Source organism: Photorhabdus temperata (assembly GCF_025384845.1).
Classification (GTDB): domain Bacteria; phylum Pseudomonadota; class Gammaproteobacteria; order Enterobacterales; family Enterobacteriaceae; genus Photorhabdus; species Photorhabdus temperata.
Map to the genome: position 1 here is coordinate 1 of NZ_JAJAFX010000052.1, position 26,761 is coordinate 26,761.

The 26,761-nt window shown below is 43.2% G+C and carries 26 protein-coding genes; 6 read left to right on the forward strand and 20 right to left on the reverse strand.

Annotation, left to right across the window (positions count from 1 at the left end; genetic code table 11):
• On the forward strand, positions 1 to 313 hold a 313-nt coding region (locus LGZ99_RS17900; RefSeq protein WP_262979408.1), incomplete at its 5' end, for an RNA-guided endonuclease InsQ/TnpB family protein.
• Between the two features lie 74 nt (positions 314 to 387).
• Here LGZ99_RS17900 and cobB read toward each other — a convergent pair.
• From cobB to lolC, 4 genes are all read right to left on the reverse strand, one after another.
• Entirely contained in the window at positions 388 to 1,230 is an 843-nt protein-coding gene (cobB, locus tag LGZ99_RS17905) for a Sir2 family NAD+-dependent deacetylase (protein ID WP_036838734.1), read from the reverse strand.
• A gap of 91 nt (positions 1,231 to 1,321) precedes the next feature.
• Positions 1,322 to 2,569, reverse strand: coding sequence for a lipoprotein-releasing ABC transporter permease subunit LolE (lolE, locus tag LGZ99_RS17910; RefSeq protein WP_036838731.1), 1,248 nt, complete (start codon positions 2,567 to 2,569; stop codon positions 1,322 to 1,324).
• Entirely contained in the window at positions 2,569 to 3,273 is a 705-nt protein-coding gene (gene lolD, locus LGZ99_RS17915) for a lipoprotein-releasing ABC transporter ATP-binding protein LolD (RefSeq protein ID WP_036838728.1), read from the reverse strand. The genes lolE and lolD overlap by 1 nt, the downstream gene beginning before the upstream one ends.
• Complete coding sequence (gene lolC, locus LGZ99_RS17920; RefSeq protein WP_036838725.1) at positions 3,266 to 4,468, reverse strand: lipoprotein-releasing ABC transporter permease subunit LolC; 1,203 nt, start codon at positions 4,466 to 4,468, stop codon at positions 3,266 to 3,268. Before lolC ends, lolD begins: the two co-directional genes overlap by 8 nt.
• 198 nt (positions 4,469 to 4,666) lie before the next feature.
• On the opposite strand from lolC, the gene mfd reads away from it, so the two are divergent.
• The 5 genes from mfd (at position 4,667) to LGZ99_RS17945 (ending at position 12,893) form a co-directional block, all read left to right on the forward strand.
• Positions 4,667 to 8,113: a transcription-repair coupling factor gene (gene mfd / locus LGZ99_RS17925; RefSeq protein ID WP_036838722.1), complete on the forward strand. Its 3,447-nt coding sequence runs from the start codon at positions 4,667 to 4,669 to the stop codon at positions 8,111 to 8,113.
• Between the two features lie 526 nt (positions 8,114 to 8,639).
• Positions 8,640 to 9,617, forward strand: a complete 978-nt coding sequence (pvcA, locus tag LGZ99_RS17930) for an L-tyrosine isonitrile synthase (RefSeq protein ID WP_023046198.1) — start codon at positions 8,640 to 8,642, stop codon at positions 9,615 to 9,617.
• Positions 9,618 to 9,629: 12 nt separating this feature from the next.
• Positions 9,630 to 10,475 carry a TauD/TfdA dioxygenase family protein gene (locus LGZ99_RS17935; protein ID WP_023046197.1) on the forward strand — a complete coding sequence of 282 codons (846 nt, stop codon included), beginning with the start codon at positions 9,630 to 9,632 and terminating at the stop codon, positions 10,473 to 10,475.
• A 110-nt stretch (positions 10,476 to 10,585) separates the two neighbouring features.
• Complete coding sequence (locus tag LGZ99_RS17940) at positions 10,586 to 11,014, forward strand: N-acetyltransferase (RefSeq protein WP_036838719.1); 429 nt, start codon at positions 10,586 to 10,588, stop codon at positions 11,012 to 11,014.
• Between the two features lie 211 nt (positions 11,015 to 11,225).
• On the forward strand, positions 11,226 to 12,893 hold the full coding sequence (locus LGZ99_RS17945; RefSeq protein WP_036838716.1) for a S8 family peptidase: 1,668 nt from the start codon (positions 11,226 to 11,228) through the stop codon (positions 12,891 to 12,893).
• Between the two features lie 86 nt (positions 12,894 to 12,979).
• Here the strand turns inward: LGZ99_RS17945 and LGZ99_RS17950 are convergent, their stop codons facing one another.
• The 16 genes from LGZ99_RS17950 to LGZ99_RS18025 form a co-directional block, all read right to left on the reverse strand.
• Positions 12,980 to 14,284, reverse strand: a complete 1,305-nt coding sequence (locus LGZ99_RS17950; RefSeq protein WP_021324604.1) for an NAD(P)/FAD-dependent oxidoreductase — start codon at positions 14,282 to 14,284, stop codon at positions 12,980 to 12,982.
• A 266-nt stretch (positions 14,285 to 14,550) separates the two neighbouring features.
• The gene (locus LGZ99_RS17955; protein WP_021324605.1) at positions 14,551 to 14,787 is read right to left on the reverse strand and encodes a helix-turn-helix domain-containing protein; all 237 of its coding nucleotides are present in this window, start codon (positions 14,785 to 14,787) and stop codon (positions 14,551 to 14,553) included.
• Between the two features lie 13 nt (positions 14,788 to 14,800).
• Complete coding sequence (gene nagZ, locus LGZ99_RS17960) at positions 14,801 to 15,823, reverse strand: beta-N-acetylhexosaminidase (protein WP_021324606.1); 1,023 nt, start codon at positions 15,821 to 15,823, stop codon at positions 14,801 to 14,803.
• A gap of 50 nt (positions 15,824 to 15,873) precedes the next feature.
• Positions 15,874 to 16,737 (reverse strand): thiamine kinase, encoded by an 864-nt coding sequence (gene thiK, locus LGZ99_RS17965; RefSeq protein ID WP_262979409.1) that lies wholly within the window; start codon positions 16,735 to 16,737, stop codon positions 15,874 to 15,876.
• Entirely contained in the window at positions 16,724 to 17,290 is a 567-nt protein-coding gene (lpoB, locus tag LGZ99_RS17970; RefSeq protein WP_262979410.1) for a penicillin-binding protein activator LpoB, read from the reverse strand. Before lpoB ends, thiK begins: the two co-directional genes overlap by 14 nt.
• 196 nt (positions 17,291 to 17,486) lie before the next feature.
• Complete coding sequence (hinT, locus tag LGZ99_RS17975) at positions 17,487 to 17,837, reverse strand: purine nucleoside phosphoramidase (RefSeq protein ID WP_021324609.1); 351 nt, start codon at positions 17,835 to 17,837, stop codon at positions 17,487 to 17,489.
• Between the two features lie 70 nt (positions 17,838 to 17,907).
• Positions 17,908 to 18,693, reverse strand: coding sequence for a metal-dependent hydrolase (locus LGZ99_RS17980; RefSeq protein ID WP_021324610.1), 786 nt, complete (start codon positions 18,691 to 18,693; stop codon positions 17,908 to 17,910).
• A 25-nt stretch (positions 18,694 to 18,718) separates the two neighbouring features.
• A complete protein-coding gene (gene holB / locus LGZ99_RS17985; protein WP_023046194.1) occupies positions 18,719 to 19,708 on the reverse strand; it encodes a DNA polymerase III subunit delta' in 990 nt (329 codons plus the stop codon).
• Positions 19,708 to 20,346 (reverse strand): dTMP kinase, encoded by a 639-nt coding sequence (gene tmk / locus LGZ99_RS17990; protein ID WP_021324612.1) that lies wholly within the window; start codon positions 20,344 to 20,346, stop codon positions 19,708 to 19,710. The genes holB and tmk overlap by 1 nt, the downstream gene beginning before the upstream one ends.
• Entirely contained in the window at positions 20,343 to 21,368 is a 1,026-nt protein-coding gene (gene mltG / locus LGZ99_RS17995) for an endolytic transglycosylase MltG (RefSeq protein WP_036838699.1), read from the reverse strand. The genes tmk and mltG overlap by 4 nt, the downstream gene beginning before the upstream one ends.
• Before the next feature lie 27 nt (positions 21,369 to 21,395).
• Positions 21,396 to 22,220: an aminodeoxychorismate lyase gene (gene pabC / locus LGZ99_RS18000; RefSeq protein WP_023046192.1), complete on the reverse strand. Its 825-nt coding sequence runs from the start codon at positions 22,218 to 22,220 to the stop codon at positions 21,396 to 21,398.
• A 183-nt stretch (positions 22,221 to 22,403) separates the two neighbouring features.
• A complete protein-coding gene (gene fabF, locus LGZ99_RS18005; protein WP_036838697.1) occupies positions 22,404 to 23,645 on the reverse strand; it encodes a beta-ketoacyl-ACP synthase II in 1,242 nt (413 codons plus the stop codon).
• A gap of 73 nt (positions 23,646 to 23,718) precedes the next feature.
• Entirely contained in the window at positions 23,719 to 23,955 is a 237-nt protein-coding gene (gene acpP / locus LGZ99_RS18010) for an acyl carrier protein (protein WP_011147052.1), read from the reverse strand.
• A gap of 154 nt (positions 23,956 to 24,109) precedes the next feature.
• The gene (gene fabG / locus LGZ99_RS18015; RefSeq protein WP_021324616.1) at positions 24,110 to 24,844 is read right to left on the reverse strand and encodes a 3-oxoacyl-ACP reductase FabG; all 735 of its coding nucleotides are present in this window, start codon (positions 24,842 to 24,844) and stop codon (positions 24,110 to 24,112) included.
• A gap of 9 nt (positions 24,845 to 24,853) precedes the next feature.
• Positions 24,854 to 25,786 (reverse strand): ACP S-malonyltransferase, encoded by a 933-nt coding sequence (gene fabD, locus LGZ99_RS18020; RefSeq protein ID WP_021324617.1) that lies wholly within the window; start codon positions 25,784 to 25,786, stop codon positions 24,854 to 24,856.
• 18 nt (positions 25,787 to 25,804) lie between these two features.
• Positions 25,805 to 26,758, reverse strand: coding sequence for a beta-ketoacyl-ACP synthase III (locus LGZ99_RS18025; protein WP_021324618.1), 954 nt, complete (start codon positions 26,756 to 26,758; stop codon positions 25,805 to 25,807).
• Between the last annotated feature and the right edge of the window lie 3 nt (positions 26,759 to 26,761).

Genomic DNA, 26,761 nt, shown 5'->3' on the forward strand with positions numbered 1-26,761 from the left:
GGATCAGGGCTGGTATGAAATGCGCCGTCAGCTAGAATATAAGCAGCGCTGGCGCGGCGGTCAGGTACTGGCAGTCCCTCCGGCATACACCAGCCAGCGGTGCGCATGTTGTGGTCATACAGCAAAAGAGAACCGCTTGTCACAGAGTAAATTCGTGTGCCAGGTGTGTGGATATACCGCGAACGCAGATGTAAACGGCGCTCGTAACATTTTAGCGGCAGGACATGCCGTGCTTGCCTGTGGAGGGAGGGTGCAGTCAGGCCGCCCGTCGAAGCAGGAACCAGACGCAGAGCGATCAGCCGTCGCCCACTAACGGGGATCCCCCTCTTGAGTCACGAAGTGCGAAAGTGGGGGAGGATGTCAATATGAGGAAGAGAAACAGAATAATTATTGCGTCAAATCAGCTTTAAATTCTTTTATCCTATCAATCAACTTTTGGACATATTCATCCACTATCTTACTGGCTGGCCCATAATGCTTTTCATCAAACAGACTTTCTACCTGACTCGGCTCCAGATTCAGCTCTACTGTGTGTGCCCCTGCCAGTTTAGCTTCATGCACAAATCCAGCCGCAGGATAAACATGCCCGGAAGTGCCGATAGCAATGAAAATATCCGCCTGAGCCAATGCAGAGTAGATTTGCTCCATAGCAAAAGGCATTTCACCAAACCAAACAATATGCGGACGCAATGGTGATGGAAACTGACAACAATGGCAACGTTCATCAGTCGTCAGAGGACCTGCCCAATCGAACACTTGCCCGGACTGACAGCAACGGACTTTGAGTAACTCACCATGCATATGCACCGTGCGATAGCTGCCCGCCCTCTCATGAAGATTATCGATATTCTGGGTAATCAGCAGAAAATGATCACCAAGCTCATTTTCCAAGACAGCCAAAGCATAATGCGCCGCATTCGGATTTATTTCCGGTTGCTGAAGCTGATGACGCCGGGCGTTATAAAATGCCTGTACCAGTTCCGGATCTTTCTGAAAACCTTCCGGTGTAGCAACATCTTCCACCCGGTGTTCTTCCCATAGTCCATCAGAGGAGCGGAACGTCCGAATACCCGATTCAGCCGAAATACCCGCGCCAGTCAATACCACTACATAAGGTTTTTTCATATTCAGTGCCAATCGATTATCCCTATAGAAAATTCGACTACGAAACCTCTGATGCCGCAAACGCTTAACCTTACGAAACCGACCAAGCCGACGACGAACACGCATATGATTTCCTTATAAGATTTCTTAGTACTGCTTAGGTTTCTATTTTTTATACCATAGCGCCTTTGTTTAGCTCATGCCAATAGCCGGCTGATTATTTCCCACTTAAAATCCGCGCCGGATCAAGTCTGCTTGCCCGTCTGGCCGGATACCAACTTGCCAGTAAACTCAGAATCAAAGCCGTCGCCAGAACATACAGCACATCCATGCTATGTAGCTCAGATGGCAGGAAATCAATGAAATAAACATCACCGGAAAGAAATTGATGGCCGATCAGCTTTTCCAAACCATGAATCAGGGCCGTCAGATTCAGTGATGCCACCACGCCGACTACCGCGCCAGCAATACTGCCTACCATACCCGCCAATAATCCATACCAGAGGAAAACCGCTCTGATTTGCCCATCTTTCGCGCCGAGGGTTCGCAAAATAGCGATATCACTGCTTTTATCTTTTACCGCCATGACCAGTGTAGAAACGATATTAAAACACGCTACGCCAATCACCAGAATCATCGCCAGATACATAATGCCGCGTACCATCTGAATATCCTGATACATATAACCGTAATTTCTTATCCAACTACTGATATAAACATATTCTTGTGAGGCTTCACCGGCAGCCCGTACCCGTTGATCAGCGGCAAACACATCATCAACCTTGATCGCAATTCCGGTGATCCCCTGACCATAATCCAAATATTGCTGTGCATCAGCCAAAGGAATCAACGCCAGGCTGTGATCAAGTAAGCCACTTAGCTGAAAAATTCCGCTAACCTGTAAACGTATCCGCTTTGGTTGCAACAGTTTCATTTCCGGATCATTGTTCGGGATCATGACAGTCAACCAATCGCCCTGTTTAACCTTCAAAGCATTAGCAACGCCCTGCCCAAGAATGACCTGTTGATGACCCGCCTGAAAGTCTTGCCATGCATTACCTTGTACAAACTGTGGTAATGAACTGACTTGGGCCTCAGTGACTAAATCAACACCTTTCACCTGAACAGCATGTAAGCTGACGCCTTTTTCCATTAATCCGGTAAAAGTAATATAAGGTGAAGCAGCAACTATGCCGATTGTGTTTTTTACCCGTTCTAATGCCGGCCGCCAATGCTCAAGAGGCTGATTAACTGCATAGATTTCACCATGAGGAACGACCGAAAGGATCCGGTTTCTCAATTCGCGCTCAAAACCATTCATGGCACTCAGACCAATAATCAGAACAGCGACACCAAGCATAATCCCCAGCGTGGAAATCACTGAAATCAGGGATACCATTCCACCACGGCGGCGCCCCCGGCTGAATCGCAGAGCAGTGACTAAAGAGAGAGGCAAATTCGCCATTACAATGCCCCCGCCAGGGTCAATTTATCCTGTAAATAACCATCCTGCATCTCCACCTGACGATTCAATCTGCCAGCCAGTGTCAAATCATGGGTGACAACCAGAAATGCTGTGCCTTGCTGTCTGTTAAGCTCGCCCAATAATTCAAAAACGCTATCTGCATTACGTAAATCAAGGTTACCGGTAGGTTCATCAGCCAAAACTAAAGAAGGCTCATTAACTAAGGCTCTGGCAATCGCCACTCGCTGGCGTTCACCCCCTGATAATTCTGACGGGCGGTGATGGGCCCGTTTCTCCAGACCAACAGCCGCCAACATTTCCAATGCTTTCTTCTGTGCCTGGCTGCGGTTTTTTCCGCCAATCAGCAGAGGCATAGCCACATTCTCTATTGCGTTAAAATCAGGCAACAAATGGTGAAACTGATAAATAAAACCCAATTCATGGTTGCGCAGCGCTGCTCTGGCTTTGGAGGACATTTTATTCAAAGAGTGCCCTTTAAAAAGGACTTCACCGGAGGTCGGTGTATCCAATCCCCCGAGCAAATGCAGAAGCGTACTCTTACCTGAGCCGGAACTCCCGACAATCGCCATCATTTCACCCTGTTTGATAGCAAAAGTGACATTTTTCAGTACTTCGGTCAGTACTTGCCCTTCCTGATATTTTTTACACAAATTATTACACAGCAGTAATGGTTGATTATTCATAACGCAAAGCCTCAGCAGGTTGAATGGCAGCAGCACGCCAGGAAGGATATAACGTAGATAACAAGGCGATAACCATCGCTGAAATGGCAATTGTGGCTACCTGTAATGGCTCAATCGCAACAGGCAATTCAACACCTGAGGTTAACAGACCAACCAATGGCATTAAGTTATTAAGCTGGCTGGAAAGCAGAACACCAAGCCCGGTTCCCAGTAATGTACCGATGATCCCGGCACCGGCTCCCTGGATCATAAAAACGGTCATAATCTGACGGCGTACCAGCCCCTGTGTTTGCAAAATCGCCACTTCACCTTGCTTTTCCATCACCAGCAAGCCAAGCGAAGTAATGATATTGAATGCAGCTACAGCAATAATCAGACTTAACAGTAAACCCATCATATTTTTTTCCATCCTTACTGCCTGGAAAAATTCACCTTTACGTTCACGCCAATCTTTCCACAACAATCCTTCAGGCATAGTTTGTAAGCTCAAACTATCTACAGCCAAGGGTTCTGTGAGATAGAGGCGCCAGCCGGTGATGTTACCCTGCGGATAACGCATCAGACGAGCCGCATCTTGCTGATTAACCAGAACCTGTGTGCCGTCTACTTCACTGTTAGAAGCAAAAGTACCCACAATCGTAAACAGACGCTGACTGGGAATACGCCCCATCGGTGTCAATTGGCTTGCCCCCGGCACCATAAAGCGGACCCGATCACCACGTTTTACCCCAAGCTCCCCGGCCAGTTTTTCGCCCAAAATCGCATTATAGCTGCCGGGTTCAAGTTGCTGACGATAAGTGCTGATCAAATATTCCGTCAGCGGTTCATATTCATCAGAAGTGATACCCAACATCACGCCCACACCAACATTGCGGGGGCTTTGTAATACGACATCTCCCACCACCAAAGGTGTAATCCTGCTAACTTGTTTCAAATCCGCAAGCTCGCTGGCCGGATGCTTTTCCGGATCCAAAGAACCATTCACCGACGTCACAATAGCCTGCGGCATAAAACCAAGAATACTGGTTTCCAGTGAACGCTCAAAACCATTCATCACGGACAGTACTGTAATTAATGCAGCAACACCGAGAGTAATACCAATTGCCGACAGCCATGAAACAAACCGGCCAAATTTGTCAGCCGCACGGCCACGCATATACCGCAAACCTATAAATAATGAGACAGATTGAAACATGAAATCTGTTACTCCCCTGTTGCCAAAGCAAAGTGTTCGAGGATAATAAAGGGTAGCTATACTTTATGGAACCACCAACGCCCAGATCTGTGGTTTTTTTTATTTTCTCTCAACCTGCCAGCGTGTTTACTTTAAGACCATTATGAGTCGAAAAATCTGTTGGGAATGGACTGAATCATAGAGAACACATTAACGCTTATGTCCTCAAAATACCGTTATGAACTTCCTGAACGCCGCGGTGATAGCCGCCAGTTAGGTCAACTTACTGGCGCAGCTTGTGCTGTAGAGTGTGCTGAAATTGTCGAACGCCATCAAGGCCCTGTAGTACTGATAACCAAGGATATGCAAAACGCTTTACGTCTGCATGACGAAATCCATCAGTTTACCGATTGTCCTATTGATCTCCTTTCTGACTGGGAAACATTGCCGTATGACAGTTTTTCTCCTCATCAGGAAATTATTTCCCATCGCCTGTCCACACTCTACCGCCTGCCAACAATGACCAAAGGTGTTTTAATCCTGCCAATAAATACCTTAATGCAACGGGTTTGCCCGCATGAATTTCTTCGCGGACATGCGCTGGTTATGTGCAAAGGTCAGAGGCTTTCGCGGGATAAACTGCGTACGGAATTGGAACAGGCGGGCTATCGCAGTGTTGAACAAGTGCTAGAACATGGCGAATTTGCTACCCGTGGCGCCCTGCTTGATCTTTTTCCAATGGGAAGCGAGCACCCTTATCGTATTGATTTTTTCGATGATGAAATTGATAGTCTGCGAATTTTCGATGTTGACAGCCAACGCACGCTGACCGAGGTCAAGCAAATCAACTTACTGCCCGCTCATGAATTTCCAACGGATAAAGAGACTATTGAACTGTTTCGCAGCCAGTGGCGAGAACGTTTTGAAGTCCGTCGTGACGGTGAACACATCTATCAGCAAGTCAGTAAAGGGACATTACCCGCAGGAATAGAATATTGGCAACCCCTGTTTTTCAACCAACCCTTGCCTTTGCTATTTGATTATCTGCCAGACAACACCTTGATTATTAATCAAGAAATAAACCCCGCCGCGGAACGTTTCTGGCAAGATGCTCAACAACGTTTTGCGAGCCGTAAAGTTGACCCCATGCGTCCTCTTTTACCACCGGAAGAACTTTGGCTTCCGGCTGATAAGCTATTCTCCGAACTCAAAAACTGGCCCCGCATTCAACTCAAAACGGAAGAGCTCAGTAAAAAAGCCAACCACATCAATCTTGATTATCAGCGACTGCCGGATCTCGCCGTTGTTGCACAAAATAAGGCGCCACTGGATAAGCTTCGCCGTTTCCTTGAACAGTTCAGTGGCCGCGTTATTTTCTCCGTTGAGAGCGAAGGCCGAAAAGAAACATTGCAAGAATTGTTGTCACGAATAAAGATTAAGCCAATTAAAATCAGCAAATTACATGAAGCACAACAATCAGGCTACTTTTTGATGATTGGTGCGGCTGAACAGGGTTTTATTGATGCAAAGAATGCGTTTGCTCTGATCTGTGAAAGTGACATGCTCGGTGAGCGTGTTGTTCGCCGCCGTCAGGATACCCGCCGTACGATCAATACAGATACCCTGATCCGTAACCTTGCAGAACTACACCCCAGTCAGCCAGTGGTCCATTTGGAACATGGCGTTGGCCGTTACCAGGGGTTAACCACTCTGGAAGCAGGTGGGATCAAGGCTGAATATCTGATCCTGAGTTATGCCGGTGAAGACAAACTCTATGTTCCGGTGTCTTCCCTGCACCTGATTAGCCGCTATGCGGGTGGCGCGGATGAAAATGCGCCATTACATAAACTTGGTGGAGAGGCATGGAGCAAGGCCCGCCAAAAAGCGGCTGAAAAAGTACGCGATGTGGCTGCGGAGCTGCTTAATATTTATGCTCACCGTAGCGTAAAACCAGGGTTTGCTTTCAAGCATGATTGGGAACAATACCAACTGTTCTGTCAGAGCTTTCCATTTGAAACTACGCCAGACCAAGAGCAAGCGATTAACGCTGTCCTCAATGATATGTGTCAACCCGTAGCGATGGATCGCTTGGTTTGCGGCGATGTGGGATTTGGTAAAACCGAAGTTGCAATGCGCTCTGCATTTCTGGCCGTCCATAATGACAAGCAAGTGGCGGTATTGGTTCCGACAACGCTTCTGGCTCAACAACATTTTGATAATTTCCGTGACCGCTTTGCTAATTGGCCGGTACGTATTGAAATGATATCCCGTTTCCGCAGCGCGAAAGAACAGCAGCAAGTCGTTGAGATGGCAGCCGAAGGTAAAGTCGATATTATTATCGGTACTCATAAATTGCTGCAAAGTGGCCTGCGCTGGAAAGATCTTGGTTTATTAATTGTCGATGAGGAACACCGGTTTGGTGTTCGCCATAAAGAGCAGATCAAAGCGATGCGCGCCGATGTGGATATTCTGACACTTACCGCAACTCCTATTCCGCGAACGCTCAATATGGCAATGAGTAGTATGCGGGATCTCTCGATCATTTCGACACCGCCCGCCCGTCGCCTGGCGGTCAAAACGTTCGTGCGCGAATATGACAGCCTGGTTGTTCGGGAGGCTATGTTGCGTGAAATTTTGCGCGGTGGTCAAGTCTACTACCTCTATAACGATGTTGAAAATATTGAGAAAGCAAAACTACGCCTCGAGGAGTTAGTGCCAGAAGCACGGATCGCCGTTGGTCATGGGCAAATGCGTGAACGGGATTTGGAACGGGTGATGACCGATTTCCATCATCAGCGGTTTAATGTCCTGATTTGTACCACCATTATTGAGACAGGCATTGATATTCCAAGCGCCAATACCATCATTATCGAACGTGCTGACCATTTCGGCCTGGCTCAATTGCATCAACTGCGAGGGCGTGTCGGACGCTCTCATCATCAGGCTTATGCTTATCTTTTGACACCACATCCGAAAGCCATGACAACCGATGCGCACAAACGTCTGGAAGCAATCGCTTCCCTTGAAGATTTGGGCGCTGGTTTTGCACTGGCGACCCATGACCTTGAGATCCGCGGAGCCGGTGAACTTCTCGGTGAAGAACAAAGCGGCCAGATGACAACTATTGGCTTCACACTCTATATGGAGCTACTGGAAAGTGCTGTCAATGCATTAAAAGCAGGTCGTGAACCTTCACTTGAAGACTTGGCGAATAGTCAGACAGAGGTTGAATTGCGTATGCCTGTTTTACTGCCTGATAGTTATATTCCTGATGTCAATATGCGTTTATCTTTCTATAAACGCATTGCCAGCGCCAGAGACGAATCAGAATTGGCAGAATTAAAGGTTGAATTGGTAGACCGGTTCGGCATATTACCTGATCCTGGGCGCCATTTATTACAATCAGCGGCCATTCGCTTATCTGCTCAGAAATTAGGGATTAAGCGCATAGAAGCCCATGAAAAAGGCGGTTTCATCGAATTTAGTGAGAAAAATAAAGTTGATCCAACTTATCTGATCAGCCTGTTACAGAAACAGCCTGAGATTTACCGGCTGGATGGCCCCGCTAAACTGAAATTCATTACTGACCTGAACCAGAGGATGGCGCGTCTGGAGTTTATTCAGCAGTTAATGAGTACTTTTGAACACCATCAAGTAAGTTTTTAAGCTGTTTTTTTACTTCCCCTGTGATTGATTATCAGTCCGTGGGGAAGTGCTGTAATTTACTCATTAATACTTATTCTGAAACAATAATCATAATCCTTACTTATGTAACTCACACATTTCATAACCCGAAATAATACATTAAATAAAATAAAGATACGTCTCACTCGTCTTATTGACGATAAATTTCAGAAAAATCGCTAATATAAAATGGGGCAATAACCTCATTTCGCTTACCTTACCTAACCTTAAGTAGTATCTAATTATAGAGATCGTACCAGTTATGTAAAATTCTAATAACCTAGGAAAACTGTGCCTTATTGCAACAATCAATCAAATATATTGAGTAATTATAAAAATCATATTCAAACATATTGTTTATTAGAAAATAAATTATTATTTATTCCTAAATATTATATTATATTTTAATTGCATTATTTTACACTTCGTCTATACCAATTAGTTAAACTCGTATTTATCTGTTTTAGCAAAGAATAGATATTCACGACAAATATGAGAAATAGTCATTATGCAAAGTATCACTTACAATAACGTCACTTCTGATAATGTTTCTTCTGGCAATATTTCCATGCAGATTTTACATGAGTTGTTACAATACCGCAGGCGTCTTACCGATTCAGAAAGAGATTTAGCGCAAGAAGAAAAGCTTGTTAAAAGCGTACAGTTACCCAGAATCGCGTATTTCATCAGGAATAAAAAACCTATCGAATTTATTTTGCCGGCATTCCCAACAAAATCACCGAATAAAAATAAAGTGCTTGGCACTGCTCCCGATATGGCAGAACGCTTATCTTTGACTTTTCTTAATTCTTTGTGCCAGCGTATACAGCTTTATTATCCTCTTGGAGCCCGTATTATTATCTGTTCAGATGGGCATGTTTTCGGTGATTTAATTCGTGTCAGTGATGAAGTTATCAGTCAATATCATGAAGATATTAAACAATTAATCAATGAGATGGGCGCTATAAACTTAAGCACATTTAATCTCAATGACGATAAGAACCTCTGCGAGCATAGTGATGATTTCAATTTACAGAGGCATATGTTAGTAAAACATTACGCCCGAACTGAAGAATCCATTAAAAATCAACTGTTGCAAAACAGTGATGGATTGCAATTGTATCGCGCGGTTACCCGCTTTTTATATGAAGACAGCTTATTACCCGGCTATACCGGATCAAACAATGCCCTGCAAAAAGATGCCAAACAGAGAGCTATCGGTGTTATTCAACGCAGTTGGGCATGGGGAAGTTTATTAGATACCCATTTCCCTGAAGCCATACGTCTGTCTATTCATCCTCAGCCAGCAGACAGCATTAAACTCGGTATTCATATGATGCCAACCAGGGATGATTGGTTAACCCCCTGGCATGGCGTTGCAGCCAATGTAAATGGGCAGTTTATATTAATGAAACATAAAGAAGTTCAGATGATGGGCGGAAAATTAGTAAATATTCATGGAAAACCCAGCCATTATGTAATTTAAAGGAAAATGACTATGACAGATTTAAACAAATTTCAGACAGAAGAGATAACGCCTTTTGGCCTGAAGATTACACCACAATATTCCGACCAGCATATTGATACGCTATCAGTAGAAGAATTAAAACAACTGATTAAAAAACATCATTTGCTTATATTACGTGGCTTCAAATCTGACTTATCTGATCACGAGAAATATGAAGATTATGCCCGTGATTGGGGAGAAATAATGATGTGGCCGTTCGGTGCTATTTTAGATGTTCGTGAACATCAGGATACGACCGATCACGTATTTGATAACAGTTATATGCCGCTTCACTGGGACGGCATGTATAAACCGACCATTCCCGAATTTATTATGTTCCATTGCGCACATGCGCCAGACAGTGACCAAGGCGGCAGAACAACCTTCGTCAATACCCGCCTTGTGGTTGCTAATGCGACTCAGCAGCAATTAGAACAATGGAAAAATATATCTGTTACTTATCGCATTAATAAAGTCACTCATTATGGTGGCGAAGTCCATTCTCCTTTATTGGAAAAACATCCCGATGGAAATGGATTTGTCATCAGATATAATGAACCCGCGGTAGATGGTGAGAAATTCCTAAATAAACATGCTATTGAGTATCATAATATCAATCCTGATCAGGTAGCAGAATTTCAACAGGATTTTATCAATACGCTATACGATAAACGCCATTTATACGCTCATGCATGGCAAAAAGGCGATTTAGTGATTGTGGATAATTTCTCTCTGCTACATGGGCGAGAAGGATTTACGTCTAAATCAGAACGACATTTACAGAGGATCCATATTCAATCTGATCCCGTCTTTAACAATCAAGCATTAATAGCGTAGAAAGAGCAGGAAAGATCCATTATCTTGACTCCCATTGTAGTTATTGGTTACTCTGCCACTACAATGTAACTATCAACTGAAACAGAATATAAATCTGTTGGGAGTCAATCATGATCCGCCCTTTTAACACACAGGATATGGATACTATTCTGGATATCTGGCTATCAGCATCATTGATTGCCCATAATTTCATTGATGCTGATTTTTGGAAAAGCAAAACAGATGATATGCGCAATATCTATATCCCATCGTCAGAAACCTATGTATTTGAAGAACAAAGCTTTGTGAAAGGTTTTCTCAGCCTATACGAAAACCGTATTGCTGCTATCTTTGTTTCACCATCAGCGCAAGGAAGAGGTATCGGTAAGCAGCTGATCAATTATGCCAAAAATCTACGAAATAAACTGGAATTAGAGGTTTATTGTCAAAATAAGGACTCTATCGGTTTCTATCTTAGCTGTGGTTTCGTAGAAAAAGGAGAAACAATAGATAAAAATACGAATAACCCTGCACTATTCATGGAATATATTCATACCTGATTTTATTAATTAAAACCCACCATCCACTCCAATGAGAGATAAATTCCAAACGAACAGAACTATATATTCAATATAAAATCACATTCAGTAATAATCAATACAGATAATACAGCCACTCCCTAACAGAATAGTGGACTAAGAAATAATAATAATATGAAATACACATTTGTAGTTATAATAAGGAGGCAATTAACCAAAGAGGAGAATGACAATGTCCATATCCCTTGAGTACTTTAAATCTGCAAAATTCGACGGTAATCTATATCTTAAATGTTATGGTGAAATGAGTGACAACATAGAAATAAAATACAAGTTAATAGATTCAGACACAAAAGATATATATGAATATTATAGTGACGATAATCAATTAGCTTGTTTTACCTCACTTAAACCCGCAAATTACACAATAGAAACCACTATCATTGAGAATGGAAAAGTAATTAAAAAACTTCCACCAGAAAATATAGAAATAAAAGAATCAGATTTTCTGTTTGATATAGATAGAGAAATAAATAAAATCATTAGAGATGAAAGCAATGATATTAGCTATCCATTACTCAAACAAACACAGTCTGAAGATAATATTATTTCTTTAAAAGGAAGCAATCATATTCCAAATGATAATTTTAAGTACAATCTTGAAATCATGTTTTTCCCAGATGGATTAAAAAGATTAGCAGCTGAAAAAACTGACTCATTACCTGTTTTTAATGCATCTAAACATAAAATGGAGATAAAACCTGTTTTTAATAAAGACGATTTTGATAAAAAAACCTGGAAAACCCAAGAATTCAATAAATTAACTTATCTTTACAAAATAGAAGCGGATATTAACCATTCTGATTTAGTCAAGTTAGCCGATGAATTGGAAAAACTGGATTATATCGAGTATTGTTCTCTCACTCCTGTTTTAAAATATCAGCCTCCACCTCCTCTGCTTTTATCTAAAACAGAAGAGGTGATTGCCGAATTTGATTCTCATATCATTACGCCTGATTTTTCATATCTACAAGGGTATTTAGACGAATACAATGGGATGAATATCAGAAATGCCTGGGCTACGGGTTATAAAGGTCAGGGTATCACTGTGCACCATCTTGATTTTGGTGTTTACCGAAACCATGAAGATTTGGTTGGTAATATTACTGTGATCAACAGCCGCCCTGAAACACAAGACTGTAACCACGGTACAGCGTCCACCGGATGTATTGCAGCAAAGAATAATGAATTTGGTGTGACAGGTATAGCTCACGAATGTCATTTCCGTTTTTATGACATTGATGACTTTGACAGAATAATATATAGTTTTTCACCAGGAGATATTATTAGTTTAAATATTCAAATTGTCGCCAATAATAGATATTACCCTTTTACCTATATCAAGTCTAATTGGCAGAAAATAAAAAGCTGTGTTGACGCAGGTGCAATTATTATCTTTTCTGCCGGTAATGGCGGTATTAATTTAGCCTATGATTTCACCTTCCCTAATTATGGCGATCCTGGCGGTATTATGATTGGTGCCTGTACATCAATTAATGGATACAGGTTAGGTTTTTCCAATCATAATCTCCATACCAGTTTAAATTCCTGGGGTGAAAATGTCACAACCACTGGATATTCAAACTTACAGCGCCTGCCAGGAAATAATAGAAACTACACTCGTAGTTATAATGGGACATCCAGTGCAACACCTTTAGTTTCCGGTGCGTTAGCGCTCGTTCAATCCTATGCTAAATTAAAATATCACAGATATTTTAATTGCTCTCAGATAGCAACACTGATTAAAAATAGTGGCTTTTCAACCGGAGAACTACAGGGAATGGGTTCTCGCCCAAATGTTGCAAATGCTTTCAAATTAATTGATCGTCTGTTTTCTTAATTAAGATAAATTATTTCAAACTAAATAAGTGATGCTTTATCAAGGCCACTCATTATTTCACGAGTGGCCTTATATCGATTAAATAATTAATGCAATTTTAATCGTGGACGGATCACACGGTTAATTCCACCGACCAACATCATCAAGCCAGTTTTAATATAACCATGCAAAGCTACCTGATGCATTCGATATAATGAAATATAGACAGCACGAGCCACACGCCCCTCTATCATCATTGAACCACGCATTAAATTACCCATCAGGCTACCAACCGTACTGAATTTAGATAATGAAACCAGAGATCCATGATCTTTGTAGATATATTCTTTTAACGGTTTGTCATTCAACAACGCGATAATATTGCTATGGCAACGGCTAGCCATTTGGTGAGCCGCCTGTGCCCTTGGAGGAACAAAACCCCCTTCTTTCTTCGGGCATGATGCACAATCACCAATGGCGAAAACATGGTCATCAAATGTCGTTTGCAGCGTTGGCTTCACTACCAGTTGATTAACCCGGTTAGTTTCAAGGCCGGCAATATCTTTCATAAAATCAGGTGCTTTGATACCCGCCGCCCATACCATGAGATCCGCTTTAATCAATTCACCCTCTTTGGTATTCAATCCATGCTCATCAGCACTGGTTACCATAGTTTTGGTCAATACATGAACGCCAAGTTTTGTCAGCTCCTGATGTGCCGCAGCAGAAATGCGTGCCGGCAATGCAGGCAAAATACGCTCACCCGCTTCCACTAACGTCACATTCAGTGCTTCTGAACTCAGTCCCTCAAAACCATAGCTGTTAAGCTGTTTTACCGCGTTATACAATTCTGCTGATAACTCAACACCTGTTGCCCCACCCCCAACGATAGCGATATTAACCTTATCTTGCTGACCACTGCTTGCTGAGTATTTAAGAAACAGGTTCAGCATTTCATTATGGAAACGATGCGCCTGTTGTGGGTTATCCAGGAAGATGCAGTGTTCTTTCACACCTTGCGTATTAAAATCATTAGATTTACTGCCCAGAGCCATAACCAGAATGTCATAACTCAGTTCACGTTCAGGAACCAACACCTCGTTATATTCATCCCGGATCTCAGCCAAAGAAATCTTTTTGGTGTCACGATGAATATCGGTCAACGTGCCTAATTGAAAACTGAAATAGTGATTACGGGCGTGAGCCAGATAACTCAACGCATCAACCCCATCGTCGAGTGATCCTGTCGCGACTTCATGTAATAACGGCTTCCATAAATGACTTTGGTTACGATCCACCAGCACAATTTCTGCTTTCTTTTTGCGCCCCAGCTTATGCCCCAGACTGGTTGCCAGTTCCAAACCACCAGCACCGCCACCAATGATCACAATTCTCTTCTTTGGTGTTGACATGACTACTCCACTAAAAATGTAAATCAAATGTTATCTAAGGATATTAAAACAATATCCTTAGATAACATTTAGTTTGAAATAAATAACTGATGTGATAGTTCCAGAATACCACGGCTGGTTAGTGGGTCATACCAAAATTGAACAACATAAAATTCTTTTGAAGAAATAAACATCAATCATAAAGATTGTCAATTTATTTTCAGTTGATTGGATTTGGCTCGATAAACGGGGAGTATGTAACTCCCCCGTATTCCCTTGGCATTCCCCTATTTCTTCTCAGACAAGTTGAGAAATTTTCCGTTATATAGAGCAGAAATTCGCGGCTGTGATAGTCCCATGCGTTTTGCCGCTTCTGTTTGATTAAGCCCCAGTTTTTCAATTGTATTTATGATCTGAATAGCCAAATCAGCTTTGATTTTCATATCTTCGGCGCCAGGTAAATTTAGATCAGCAAAAACATTGCCTGAACCGATTTCAAAATCATTTTCATCATATCTTGCCATCTCTTAACATCCCTCACCGAACACAACACTGCCATTTCTCATGTAAAACCGTTAATGCTTTATTAGCCTGCTGCCAGCGTTTTGAATTCTTTAGCTCATTCAGGCTGAATTGGCCGCCCTGATGATACAATTCCGAGACTTTTTCTGCTTTGGTCTGAGGCAAGTTATCAAGCACACTGACCGCCCCGTCACGGTTATTACACACTAGGATCATGTCACAACCTGCATTCAGCGCAGCCTGCCCGCGTTCAGCGTAACTGCCCATAATCGCCGCCCCCTCCATAGAGAGATCATCCGAAAATATCACACCATTAAAGCCCAATTGCTGACGCAGTACCGATTTCAGCCAATATGACGATCCGCTGGCAGGATGCTTATCCACCTGAGAATAGATCACATGAGCCGGCATAATCGCATCCAACAAATTACGCTGGATAAAATCACGGAAAATAGACATATCATGACAACAAATAACGTCCAGCGGACGATCATCGTGGGGCGTTTCTTTATGAGAATCAGCATTAACCGCACCATGCCCCGGAAAATGTTTACCCGTCGATTTCATACCGGCAGAATGCATTCCTTTAATAAAATGCTCTGCCATCATCTTGGCCTGCTCAGGATGTTCATGGAATGAACGTTCACCAATAGCTGCACATTGATGACCTAAATCCAGAACAGGCGCGAAACTGATGTCGATATCCATTGCAATCATTTCAGACGCCATCAGCCAACCCGCTTCTTCCGCCAATTTAATGCCATTGAAATTATCACTCAATCCAGCAAAAGACTGGGCCGCTGGTAAACAGGTGAATCCTTCACGGAAACGCTGAACTCTGCCACCTTCCTGATCAACGGCAATCACAAGACGATGACGGGATGCCTGACGAATTTGACGTACCAATTCACGTAATTGCTCAACATCATGAAAATTGCGAGTAAACAGAATTAAACCGCCCACTAATGGATGTTGCAAAATTTCCTTCTCTTCATTATCAAGTTCATAACTGACAACATCTAACATTACCGGACCCATAACATTCCTCGCTTGTATTCATGTGCTGCAATCAATGCAGCGTGATTGATTTAAAACGTTAGACCAAAAGAGAGACGCAACGGTTGCGCTAACGCTAAAAATTGTGGATTACCACTCTGTTTCCAACGCACTTCAAACCACATCAAAATCATATAGTCAACCCAAGGTTGCCAACGTTTGATCTGACGCGTCAATAACGTTCGATCCCGGTATCCTGAAGGCTGACTGCAATAGCAGCGCAAAAAATCCTGCTGCTGCGGTTCATCCCAATGATTGGTTCGAAATAGCGTCGCTAACGCAAATCCGATATCGGTATCAGCTGCATATTCCCAGTCAATGAGTTTCAGCCCCTGAGGCGTATTAAGCAAATTACCGCAATGAACATCCATATGGACAGGTGATAGTTTTAGTATTAAAGGCATCGGAGAAGATATAAATTGTTTATGCAGCCGCAACCACCGAGGAGTAAGGCGTGCTTTATCAATTTGCAACCAGTGGCTTTCTAACTGATGCCGTAGTTGAAGCGGATAACCGAACAGCGGCTGATGATGCAAAGTGGTCAATAATGCCGCCAGTTTTTGCAGAAAATCAGGCTGAGAAAATTCATTTTGCTCAATAAGATGACCGGGCAGCCATTCTAATAACAACCAATGGGGATCCATTGCAATGACTTGCGGAGCAATTTTTGTCTGACTGAGATGACGCAGGATGGCGTTTTCACGCTGACGGTTAACGCCAAGCTGCTTCCCTTGCTGCCACTGTCTGCGGCCGACAATATGATATTCGCCATCGGTGGCATAATAGCTTTCATTTGTCAGACCGCTTAACGGCCTTATCTTCCAGTTGCCTGCTGTTATATAAGGCCATTGCCTGCATAACGCCCGCAATAAACAATCTTGATTACTTAACGTCACCGTGTCCTGACCAGAGAATCTCACCTGTCTGTACAATCATCAGTTGCATAACAATATCTCGCTTATCACTGTTACCTGAAACGATAGAATAGAGAACATAATCCGCATTTAAGTAACGGGCCAGACCAATCGCTTTGCTGCGTAATCCCAGGCTATCTTCTTCCGACAGGCCCAAAGATTGGCGAGCGCTCTGTACCTGATTTTGCGGTACTAATGCAAAAACATTTTTGTTATTGATGGCTTGACGCAAAACATCAGTGACTTGCATGGTTTGCAACACACCATTAGTGTTATTTTTTACTGTATCAACTAGCAGTAACTTGCCGCTTTCCAGCCCATTTGCCTTAACCATTTGCTCTACCAATGGTTGCACAGTCCCTTCCCAGTCAATTTCGCGCATTTTAGGTAGCTCAGGAACTTTCTCAGGTGGTGGCGTCGGTTCCGTTGGGGTCACGGGTATAACCGGAGTGGGAGGCTCAGGCTGCTGCGGAGGCAAAGATGGACAACCAGCCAGAAACATGACCGATAGCGCTACAAAAACAATTCTTTTCATCAACCTATTATTCCAATTACAGAGTTTAAAGAAACAGATAAGTTTCTGCTGTGACACCAGCAATCTATTATCGGTTCAACTTCAGTAATAAAATCAGTAGCATTTATTAAAAATCGAGATATCCGGGACTATTCTGAGAACAATACCCCCGAATATCTGGCTATATACTATATAAACGAATTTTGGTACTTCACATTCACTTCAACAGTAATGGCCCCAAATGGCGGCCGCCAACCAGATGCATATGAATATGGTAAACTTCCTGCCCCGCATGACGGTTACAGTTCATAATCAAACGATATCCATCTTCGGCAATGCCTTCCTGTTCAGCAATTTTCGCTGCAACCGTCATCATTCGTCCCAACGCGGCTTCATGCTCTGCCTTGACATCGTTCACTGTCGGAATCAAAACATTGGGAACAATCAAAATATGAATCGGTGCCTGTGGAGAAATATCGCGAAATGCAGTGACCAGATCGTCCTGATAAACAATATCAGAAGGTATTTCACGACGAATAATTTTGCTGAAAATAGTTTCTTCTGCCATCACATTTTCCTTTTATTCAAATAACAAGAGATATATGAGCGCTTACAAATCACAAATTCAAGTTGATAAATCAAATTTTGCATACATCAACATGAAATAGATCGCAAAAATTCTGCGTGGTAACCTGAGCCAGTTCCTCAATACTCACACCTTTGAGCACAGCCATATATTCCGCAACATCACGCACGTATGCAGGCTGGTTTTCTTTGCCACGATACGGCACCGGTGCCAGATAAGGAGAATCGGTTTCAATCAGGATACGATCCAACGGTACATATCTTGCCGCTTCACGAATTTGCTCCGCATTACGGAAAGTCACAATACCGGAGAACGAAATGTAGAAGCCTAAATCCAATAATTCTCTGGCGGTATCTTTATCCTCAGTAAAACAATGCAAAACACCACCACATTCTTGTGCCTGTTCTTCACGTAATACCAGCAAAGTATCATCACGGGCACTGCGGGTATGAACAATAACTGGCTTATTGAGTTTACGGCCGATACGAATATGTTGACGAAACGAGGTTCGTTGTAGTTCAGCATTATCCTGCTGATAATAGTAATCCAGCCCGGTTTCACCCAATGCGACAACTTCATTCCCGGCAGCTAAACGTGCCAGCTCATCAAAATCATAGCCTTCATCCAGATTAAGCGGATGAATACCACAGGAAAAGACGATATTTTCCCGTTCACCGATCAGGGTTTTCATTTGCTGGAAACCGGGTAGCGTAGTCGCTACTGCCAGCATAAATTTAACCTCCCGATCCGCCGCTTTTGCGACAACATCATCTACATTTTTATGTAGTTTTTCATAATCAAGACAATCAAGATGACAATGCGAATCCACTAACAACATATTAAACTCGTATACAAAAAAGATTTCAAAATTGTGAAGTAAACTGTTTTTCCCAATTAAGCAATTGCTCTGTCAGTAACAGCTCTCTGTTTACCCCCACGACTGAGAGTAGTTGATGACGACAATGCATCCAATCATCAACGCTTTGTAGTAAAACAGCCATAGTATGCATGGAACTTAATTGATAAATCAGCGTTTGGTGATCCTGATTGATGCAATAACTCTGCGCCTGCTGTTGCCACTTTACCGCATCAAGCAACAAACTGATAAGCCAATGAAGGCGCTGCGATGCATCTTCGTGATTTAACTGGGATAAAAGTGATAAAGCATCACGTTTATCCAAAGCCTGTTCAACAGCCTGGCAGAATTGCCTCCGAATTTGCCATCGCTCCGGTTGCAGCAATTGTTCTGCCGCAACAGGTGCTCCCTGAGACAGTTTCAACGCCGTCATTGCATCAACCGAAGAAATAACAGGTAACTGTTTTTGCAACCAATAAAAGCTGGTTTCTGCTTCAGGCACCGGCAGAAAATAGTAAAAACAGCGACTGCGCAAAGTTGCCAACAGGTTGGCTGGCTGACGACATTCCAGAAGAAAATAGGTATGTTCCGGCGGCTCTTCCAACGTTTTCAATAATGCATTGGCAGCAGCATCTGTCAGACATTCAACCAAAGGCAGCCAGACAATTTTTACGCCGCCTTGCTGAGAACGACTATAAAGCTTTTCCGTAATCTGGCGTACTGCTTCCACACCAACACTGGTTTTACCCTTCTCCGGTGACATAATATGCCAATCAGGATGAGTTTCTGCCATCATCAGATGACAACTATGACACTCCCCACAACTTTTCATCCCCTGTTTATTCTGACACATCAACCAACGGCTTAACCCATATATCAACACATCAGCCCCGGTACCGGCATTAGCATGAAGTAATAAAGCATGATGGCCTCGTCCTTGCTGATGGAATTCTACCAACTGACGGTATGCCTGATTAAGCCACGGATACCAATTCATCAGCCATTTTCCTGCTGTTTCAGCCATTGCTCAAGGGCTTGGCAAATATCGGCTTGTACCTGTTCTATTGGTTGAGCAGCATCAACGGTCACAATACGCTTATCTTGTGCCGCAAACTCCAGGTAACAGCTGCGGGTACGATCAAAGAAATCCATCGACTCTTTTTCAATTCTGTCTAATTCCCCGCGCTCACGGGCGCGCAGTAGACCTATCTGAGGAGGAAGATCAAGATAAATAGTCAGATCAGGGCAAAAATCACCCAGAACGGTATCACGCAGCGAAGTCATCAAGTTTTTATCAATACCACGTCCTCCTCCTTGATACGCCTGAGAAGAGAGATCATGACGATCACCCACAACCCATGCACCGCGGGCCAGAGCAGGTTTAATCACATTTTCGACCAATTGTACCCTGGCTGCATATAACATCAGCACCTCGGCTTTATCCGTCAGAGATTCACCTTCAATACCTTGCTTAATCAACTCACGTAGTTTTTCTGCCAGTGGTGTTCCACCCGGTTCACGGGTAAAAACTAAGTCCTGAATACCATGCTGCTGCAATCTTTCAACGACTGTTTTCATCGCTGAAGTTTTTCCTGCACCCTCTAACCCTTCAATAACAATAAATTTGCTGTTCATCTGCTCTGTCTTAATCCCTGACGGTAAATATTCACCGCTCTGTTATGCGCCGCCAGATTGGTCGTAAAAGTATGACCGCCTTTACCATCCGCAACAAAATAGAGAAATTCAGTTTTTGCCGGGTGCGCAGCTGCTTTTATCGAAGCAAGACCAGGCATAGCAATTGGCGTAGGTGGCAAGCCATTAATCATGTAAGTATTGTATGGCGTCAGTGTGGTTAAATCTTTGCGAAAAATAGTGCCTGTATATTTTTCGCCTAAGCCATAGATTACTGTCGGATCAGTTTGTAGCCGCATATTCAACCGTAAACGGTTAATAAATACAGAAGCTACTTTTGTCCGTTCAGCCTCAATACTGGTCTCTTTCTCAATTATCGACGCCATGATCAACATTTCATAAGCACTTTTATAGGGCAGGTTTTTATCGCGCTTTTGCCATTCTTCTTCAAGCGTCATTTGCATCTGTCGGTATGCCCGTTTCAGTAATGCGATATCGCTCGTCCCCGCCGTATAGTGATAAGTATCCGGATAGAGCCTCCCTTCCAAAGTATCAGTCTCTTTGATACCCAGTATTTCAGCCAATTCCTGAGCACTTTTATCATTCAGTTCATGTTTAAGATACTCAGATTGTTGTAGTATTTCCCACCAGTCAGATAAACGGCTGCCTTCAACAAAACGGACCGTAAATTGCGCCTCTTTGCCACTGGAGAGTAATTGCAACATTTCCCTCAACGTCATTTCTGGTGTCAACTGGTAAGTTCCCGCTTTAAATTCAGCAAGTTTTGGCTCCAGCCTTAATAACCAAAGGAAAATATGACTATCTTTAATCAGGTTATCCTGAACCAATAATGCTTCCAGACTATGACGGCCAATACCTGCCGGCAATGTAAATACCCGATCTTGTTTGATTGCCAATGTTTGATCTGCAAATCTTTCAACTTTCTTATAACCAGCATAGAGTAATATTGCCGCCACAATGACAACCAAAGCCAATAGGGCAAAAAAGTGCTTTTTCCGTTTCATCAATTAATCACTTAAACACAGAGCGAATTACAACTTCAGACATTCAGGAAGCAAATATTCATACAGCTCCCTTGACTGATATTTCCATGCGGGCTGATTTTCATGAGCCTGAATTTCACTGACAGGTATCACCGGCATGAGAGAATTGCAAACTATTACCTCGTCTGCATAAGCCAATGTTTCAGGATAACGATTTACACAGGAGAGGTAATAGTCACTTTCTGATAATAACTGTATTATTTTTTCCCGCATCACACCTTCAACTCCACATCCCCGCAAATCAGGAGTATACACATCTTTTCCTTTACGCCAGAAAATGTTTGCAGTACAGCACTCAACCAATAAACCATCTGTATCGAGTACCAAGGCTTCATCAGCATTTGACTTTTCGATAAATGATTTAATCAATACCTGTTCCAATCGGTTAAGGTGTTTAATTCCGGCAAGATAGGGATTTATTCCCATGGGTATCGGACTGAGCACCAGAGAAAGGCCTTCCTGACGTTGTTTCAGATATTTTTCAGGATAAGGAGTGAGAGACAAGATCTGATTTGGTTGTGTAAAACCCTGTGCACTGTAACCACGCCCTCCAGCTCCACGGGAAAGAATAACTTTAAGTACGCCTTGTCCAGTAGTGGAAGCAATCTGCTTTATATGGTTTTCAAGCTGTTGCCAATTGGGCTGTGGAAGAGATAACCTTTCAACGCCTTTTTGTAATCTTTGGATATGCAATGACAGCAAAGCGGCCTGTCCCTGCTCTATTTTTGCTGTTGTAAAACAACCATCCCCGAATTGAACTGAACGATCATTCACTGGCAAATAGTCGCACCGCTTTCCATTAATCCAATACATATAACTTTGTTCTTAATTACTCAAAAAAGGTATTTCAACCAACTTATCAAGAAGCGGTATCATAGTATATAGCCGACATGAGTGCAAAAATGCCCATAGAGCCTGCCACGAAAAGAGCTCCAATAATTATTAACTATTGGAGCTCTTTATTCTGTCGCCTTAAAGTATTTACAAAAATAAGGCTTATATCTTACGGAAAATCAGTGAGCCGTTAGTACCACCGAAACCGAAAGAGTTACATAACGCATATTCCATGCCCTCCACCTTGCGGGATTCGTGAGGAACGAAATCCAGACGGCAGTTCTCATCCTGGTTTTCCAGGTTGATAGTTGGTGGAACAATTTGATCACGCAGTGCCAGGATGGTGAAAATAGATTCCACTGCACCAGCAGCACCTAACAAATGGCCGGTCATTGATTTGGTAGAACTGACTAAAACATCTGTGCCTTCACCAAATACTGACTCAACTGCATGGGATTCCGCTAAGTCGCCGGTTGGTGTTGAAGTACCGTGAGCATTAATATATCCCACCTGCTCAGTGGTAATACCGGCATCTTTCAGGGCATTTTCCATCGCCAGCGCAGCGCCAGCACCATTTTCTGGTGGTGACGTCATATGGTAGGCATCACTGCTCATACCAAAGCCAACAATTTCCGCGTAAATTTTCGCACCGCGTCTCTTCGCGTGCTCATACTCTTCCAGCACCAGAATACCTGCACCATCCCCCAGAACAAAACCATCACGGTCTTTATCCCACGGCCGGCTTGCACCCTGTGGATTATCGTTACGGGTAGACAAAGCACGGGCAGCGCCAAAGCCACCAACTCCCAGTGGCGTACTGGCTTTTTCTGCGCCACCTGCCAGCATAATATCCGCATCATTGTAAGCAATAATACGAGCAGCATGACCGATATTATGCACACCTGATGTACATGCTGTGGCGATAGAGATACTTGGGCCACGTAAGCCGTAAATGATACTCAGGTGACCTGCCACCATATTTACAATCGTGGAAGGAACAAAGAATGGGCTGATCTTACGAGGACCACTAGCCACTAACGCACCGTGATTCTCTTCAATAAGACCCAGACCACCAATACCAGAACCAATAGCCGCACCAAAACGACTAGCATTGGCTTCTGTTACTTCGATTCCAGAATCTTCAATAGCTTGCACACCTGCTGCAATACCATATTGAATGAAATCATCCATCTTTCGTGCATCTTTGCGCGAAATATTAAAATCTTCGTGATTAAAATCTTTAACCAGACCAGCAAATCTAGTTGCATGGCGACTGGTGTCAAAATGGTCAATCAGGCTGATACCACTCTGTCCGGCACAAACAGCTTTCCAAGAAGATTCAGCTGTGTTACCGACAGGAGATAACATGCCTAGTCCGGTCACAACTACTCGACGCTTAGACACGCTTATCCTCCAGGGAGGGAAATAATTTAGGGCAGAAACATAGGCGGTCGAGTGACCGCCTAGGTGTGTTCACTTATTCGCTTTGGTTCTGGACGTAATCAATAGCTGCCTGAACTGTAGTGATCTTTTCTGCTTCTTCATCTGGAATTTCGATATCGAACTCTTCTTCCAGAGCCATTACGAGTTCAACTGTGTCAAGAGAATCAGCGCCCAAGTCATCAACAAAAGAAGCTGAATTAACAACCTCCTCCTCTTTAACACCAAGTTGTTCAACGATGATTTTTTTAACGCGTTCTTCAATAGTGCTCATGCTATTAAATTTCCTATCAAAATTCGCTTTCGCGATGGTTTTCGTAGTTTATAAAATACAGGAAAAGATGCAACCAAATCCCGGCTGGTCGAACCACAATCTTGCTCTATTTTGCGTTATTTAACACAAAAAATGCAACTGGTTCGCTCACTTTTTAGTTCATGTACATGCCGCCATTGACATGTATTGTTTCACCTGTGATGTAGGCCGCTTCATCAGAAGCTAAAAAAGCCACAGCACTGGCAATTTCTTTCACATCTCCAAGCCTCTTAACGGGTATATCATTCGAAAAGTTTGCCAACTGCTCATCTGGCAACTTCTTGAGCATATCCGTTTCAACAAGCCCTGGAGCAACAACGTTAACCGTAATACCCCGAGAAACGACTTCACGAGCCAATGTTTTACTGAAACCAATAATTCCTGCTTTTGCCGCAGCATAGCTCGCTTGCCCAGGGTTACCCATTGATCCAACAACAGAACCAATAGAGATAATACGGCCATAACGTTTTTTTATCATAAAGCGCATTGCCGCTTTTGACATACGGAAGACGGAAGAAAGATTAGTGTCAATAACATCCTGCCACTCATCATCTTTGATGCGCATCACCAAGTTATCACAAGTGATACCGGCATTATTCACTAAAACGTCGATTCCACCAAACTCGGTACGAATAGCAGACATCAACTGTTCAATAGATTCAGGATCAGCGACATTCAGTACAAAACCTTTACCTTTTTCACCAAGGTAAGCACTGATAGCTTCAGCGCCTTTTTCACTTGTTGCTGTACCAATGACATAGGCTCCACGCTCTGCTAATAGCTCAGCAGTTGCGCGGCCGATCCCACGGCTGGCACCTGTTATTAATGCAATTTTTCCATCTAATCTCATGTATTGTCCTCAATGATTTTCCAATGTGGTTACTAATGAAGTTGTGTCATTTACCGCTGCTACACTTAAGGTATTGACAATTCGTTTAGTTAAACCCGTCAAAACTTTACCTGGCCCTATTTCTAATATCTGTCCGACACTCTGTCCAGCAATAAATTCAACTGTTTCCGTCCAACGGACAGGATTATAGAGTTGTCGTACCAGTGCATCACGGATAGCTTCAGCAGATTGTTCTATTTTCACATCAACATTATTTACCACCGGGAACTGAGGATGATTGAATTCAATTCCTTCCAAAACAACTGCCAGCTTATCTGCGGCTGGTTTCATCAATGCGCAATGCGACGGCACACTGACAGCCAAAGGCAGCGCGCGTTTTGCACCCGCAGCTTTGCATGCAGCACCAGCACGTTCTACAGCCTCTTTCTCACCGGCAATAACAACCTGCCCAGGCGAGTTAAAATTAACAGGGGAAACAACTTGCCCCTGAGCAGCTTCTTTACAGGCTCTGTCAATGGATTCATTATCTAAACCAATAATAGCATACATTGCACCAGTGCCTTCAGGTACAGCTTCTTGCATCAATTTGCCACGCAGTTCAACAAGACTAATCGCTTGTTTGAAATCAATGACCCCCGCGCAAACCAGTGCAGAATATTCACCAAGGCTATGTCCAGCCATTAATAATGGTGCTTTTCCACCTTTTTCCTGCCAGACCCGCCAAATAGCAACCGAGGTTGCCAATAACGCAGGCTGGGTTTGCCACGTTTTATTTAATTCTTCTTCCGGCCCCTGTTGAACCAAAGTCCAGAGATCATATCCCAGCACATCAGACGCTTCAGCAAAAGTTTGCTCTACAACCGGGAACACTGTAGCCAAATCGGCCAACATACCAAGGGACTGAGAACCCTGCCCAGGAAACACCATTGCAAATTCAGACATGTTCATTTTCCTGTCAAATTAAAAACGTATCAGTGCTGAACCCCAAGTCAGTCCACCACCAAAAGCCTCAATTAAGATTAGCTGACCACGTTTAATCCGACCATCACGCACTGCCTCATCAAATGCAGTAGGTACCGATGCCGCGGAAGTGTTACCGTGACGATCCAGCGTTACCACCACTTTATCCATAGTCATATGCAATTTCTTAGCTGTCGCTGCGATAATACGCAAATTAGCCTGATGAGGTACCAACCAATCCAGCTCACTATGCGATAGATTGTTAGCCTCTAATGTTTCATCAACCAAATTAGCCAATTCACGGACTGCAATTTTAAAGACTTCATTACCGATCATGCTGGCATACGCCGGTTCTTTCCGATTCTGGCGATCCTGATAAGGCAATACCAACAATTCACCATAGCTACCATTTGCATGAAGGTGAGTTGAAAGAATTCCTGGCTCATCAGAAGCCCCTACCACCATCGCGCCCGCACCATCACCAAACAGAATAAGTGTTCCGCGATCTTCTGGATTAAGCGTTCTGGTAATAGAATCAGAGCCAATGACCAGCGCATGCTTTGCCGCACCCGTTTTAATAAACTTGTCAGCAATACTCAGTGCATAAGCAAAACCAGAGCAAGCAGCAGAAATGTCAAAAGCAGCTGAATTCTTGGTACCCAACATGTGCTGAATTTGGCACGCAGAACTTGGGAAAGCATGACTGGATGAAGCTGTTGCCAAAATGATTAAATCAATCTGATCTTTATCAATGCCAGACATTTCAATTGCTTTTTCCGCAGCCCAAAGACCCATCATCGCAACCGTTTCATCATCAGTAGCAATACGCCGTTCACGGACACCTGTACGGGTAACAATCCACTCGTCAGAGGTATCCACCATTTTTTCTAAATCAGCGTTAGTGCGCACTTGCGCAGGCAGATAACTACCTGTACCTAAAATTTTTGTATACATGTA

Bases quoted from the DNA above. Each gene is read 5' to 3' on its own strand.
- cobB (WP_036838734.1), bottom strand. From the start codon at position 1,230: ATGCGTGTTCGTCGTCGGCTTGGTCGGTTTCGTAAGGTTAAGCGTTTG.
- lolE (WP_036838731.1), bottom strand. From the start codon at position 2,569: ATGGCGAATTTGCCTCTCTCTTTAGTCACTGCTCTGCGATTCAGCCGG.
- lolD (WP_036838728.1), bottom strand. From the start codon at position 3,273: ATGAATAATCAACCATTACTGCTGTGTAATAATTTGTGTAAAAAATAT.
- lolC (WP_036838725.1), bottom strand. From the start codon at position 4,468: ATGTTTCAATCTGTCTCATTATTTATAGGTTTGCGGTATATGCGTGGC.
- mfd (WP_036838722.1), top strand. From the start codon at position 4,667: ATGTCCTCAAAATACCGTTATGAACTTCCTGAACGCCGCGGTGATAGC.
- pvcA (WP_023046198.1), top strand. From the start codon at position 8,640: ATGCAAAGTATCACTTACAATAACGTCACTTCTGATAATGTTTCTTCT.
- LGZ99_RS17935 (WP_023046197.1), top strand. From the start codon at position 9,630: ATGACAGATTTAAACAAATTTCAGACAGAAGAGATAACGCCTTTTGGC.
- LGZ99_RS17940 (WP_036838719.1), top strand. From the start codon at position 10,586: ATGATCCGCCCTTTTAACACACAGGATATGGATACTATTCTGGATATC.
- LGZ99_RS17945 (WP_036838716.1), top strand. From the start codon at position 11,226: ATGTCCATATCCCTTGAGTACTTTAAATCTGCAAAATTCGACGGTAAT.
- LGZ99_RS17950 (WP_021324604.1), bottom strand. From the start codon at position 14,284: ATGTCAACACCAAAGAAGAGAATTGTGATCATTGGTGGCGGTGCTGGT.
- LGZ99_RS17955 (WP_021324605.1), bottom strand. From the start codon at position 14,787: ATGGCAAGATATGATGAAAATGATTTTGAAATCGGTTCAGGCAATGTT.
- nagZ (WP_021324606.1), bottom strand. From the start codon at position 15,823: ATGGGTCCGGTAATGTTAGATGTTGTCAGTTATGAACTTGATAATGAA.
- lpoB (WP_262979410.1), bottom strand. From the start codon at position 17,290: ATGAAAAGAATTGTTTTTGTAGCGCTATCGGTCATGTTTCTGGCTGGT.
- hinT (WP_021324609.1), bottom strand. From the start codon at position 17,837: ATGGCAGAAGAAACTATTTTCAGCAAAATTATTCGTCGTGAAATACCT.
- LGZ99_RS17980 (WP_021324610.1), bottom strand. From the start codon at position 18,693: ATGTTGTTAGTGGATTCGCATTGTCATCTTGATTGTCTTGATTATGAA.
- holB (WP_023046194.1), bottom strand. From the start codon at position 19,708: ATGAATTGGTATCCGTGGCTTAATCAGGCATACCGTCAGTTGGTAGAA.
- tmk (WP_021324612.1), bottom strand. From the start codon at position 20,346: ATGAACAGCAAATTTATTGTTATTGAAGGGTTAGAGGGTGCAGGAAAA.
- mltG (WP_036838699.1), bottom strand. From the start codon at position 21,368: ATGAAACGGAAAAAGCACTTTTTTGCCCTATTGGCTTTGGTTGTCATT.
- pabC (WP_023046192.1), bottom strand. From the start codon at position 22,220: ATGTATTGGATTAATGGAAAGCGGTGCGACTATTTGCCAGTGAATGAT.
- acpP (WP_011147052.1), bottom strand. From the start codon at position 23,955: ATGAGCACTATTGAAGAACGCGTTAAAAAAATCATCGTTGAACAACTT.
- fabG (WP_021324616.1), bottom strand. From the start codon at position 24,844: ATGAGATTAGATGGAAAAATTGCATTAATAACAGGTGCCAGCCGTGGG.
- fabD (WP_021324617.1), bottom strand. From the start codon at position 25,786: ATGTCTGAATTTGCAATGGTGTTTCCTGGGCAGGGTTCTCAGTCCCTT.
- LGZ99_RS18025 (WP_021324618.1), bottom strand. From the start codon at position 26,758: ATGTATACAAAAATTTTAGGTACAGGTAGTTATCTGCCTGCGCAAGTG.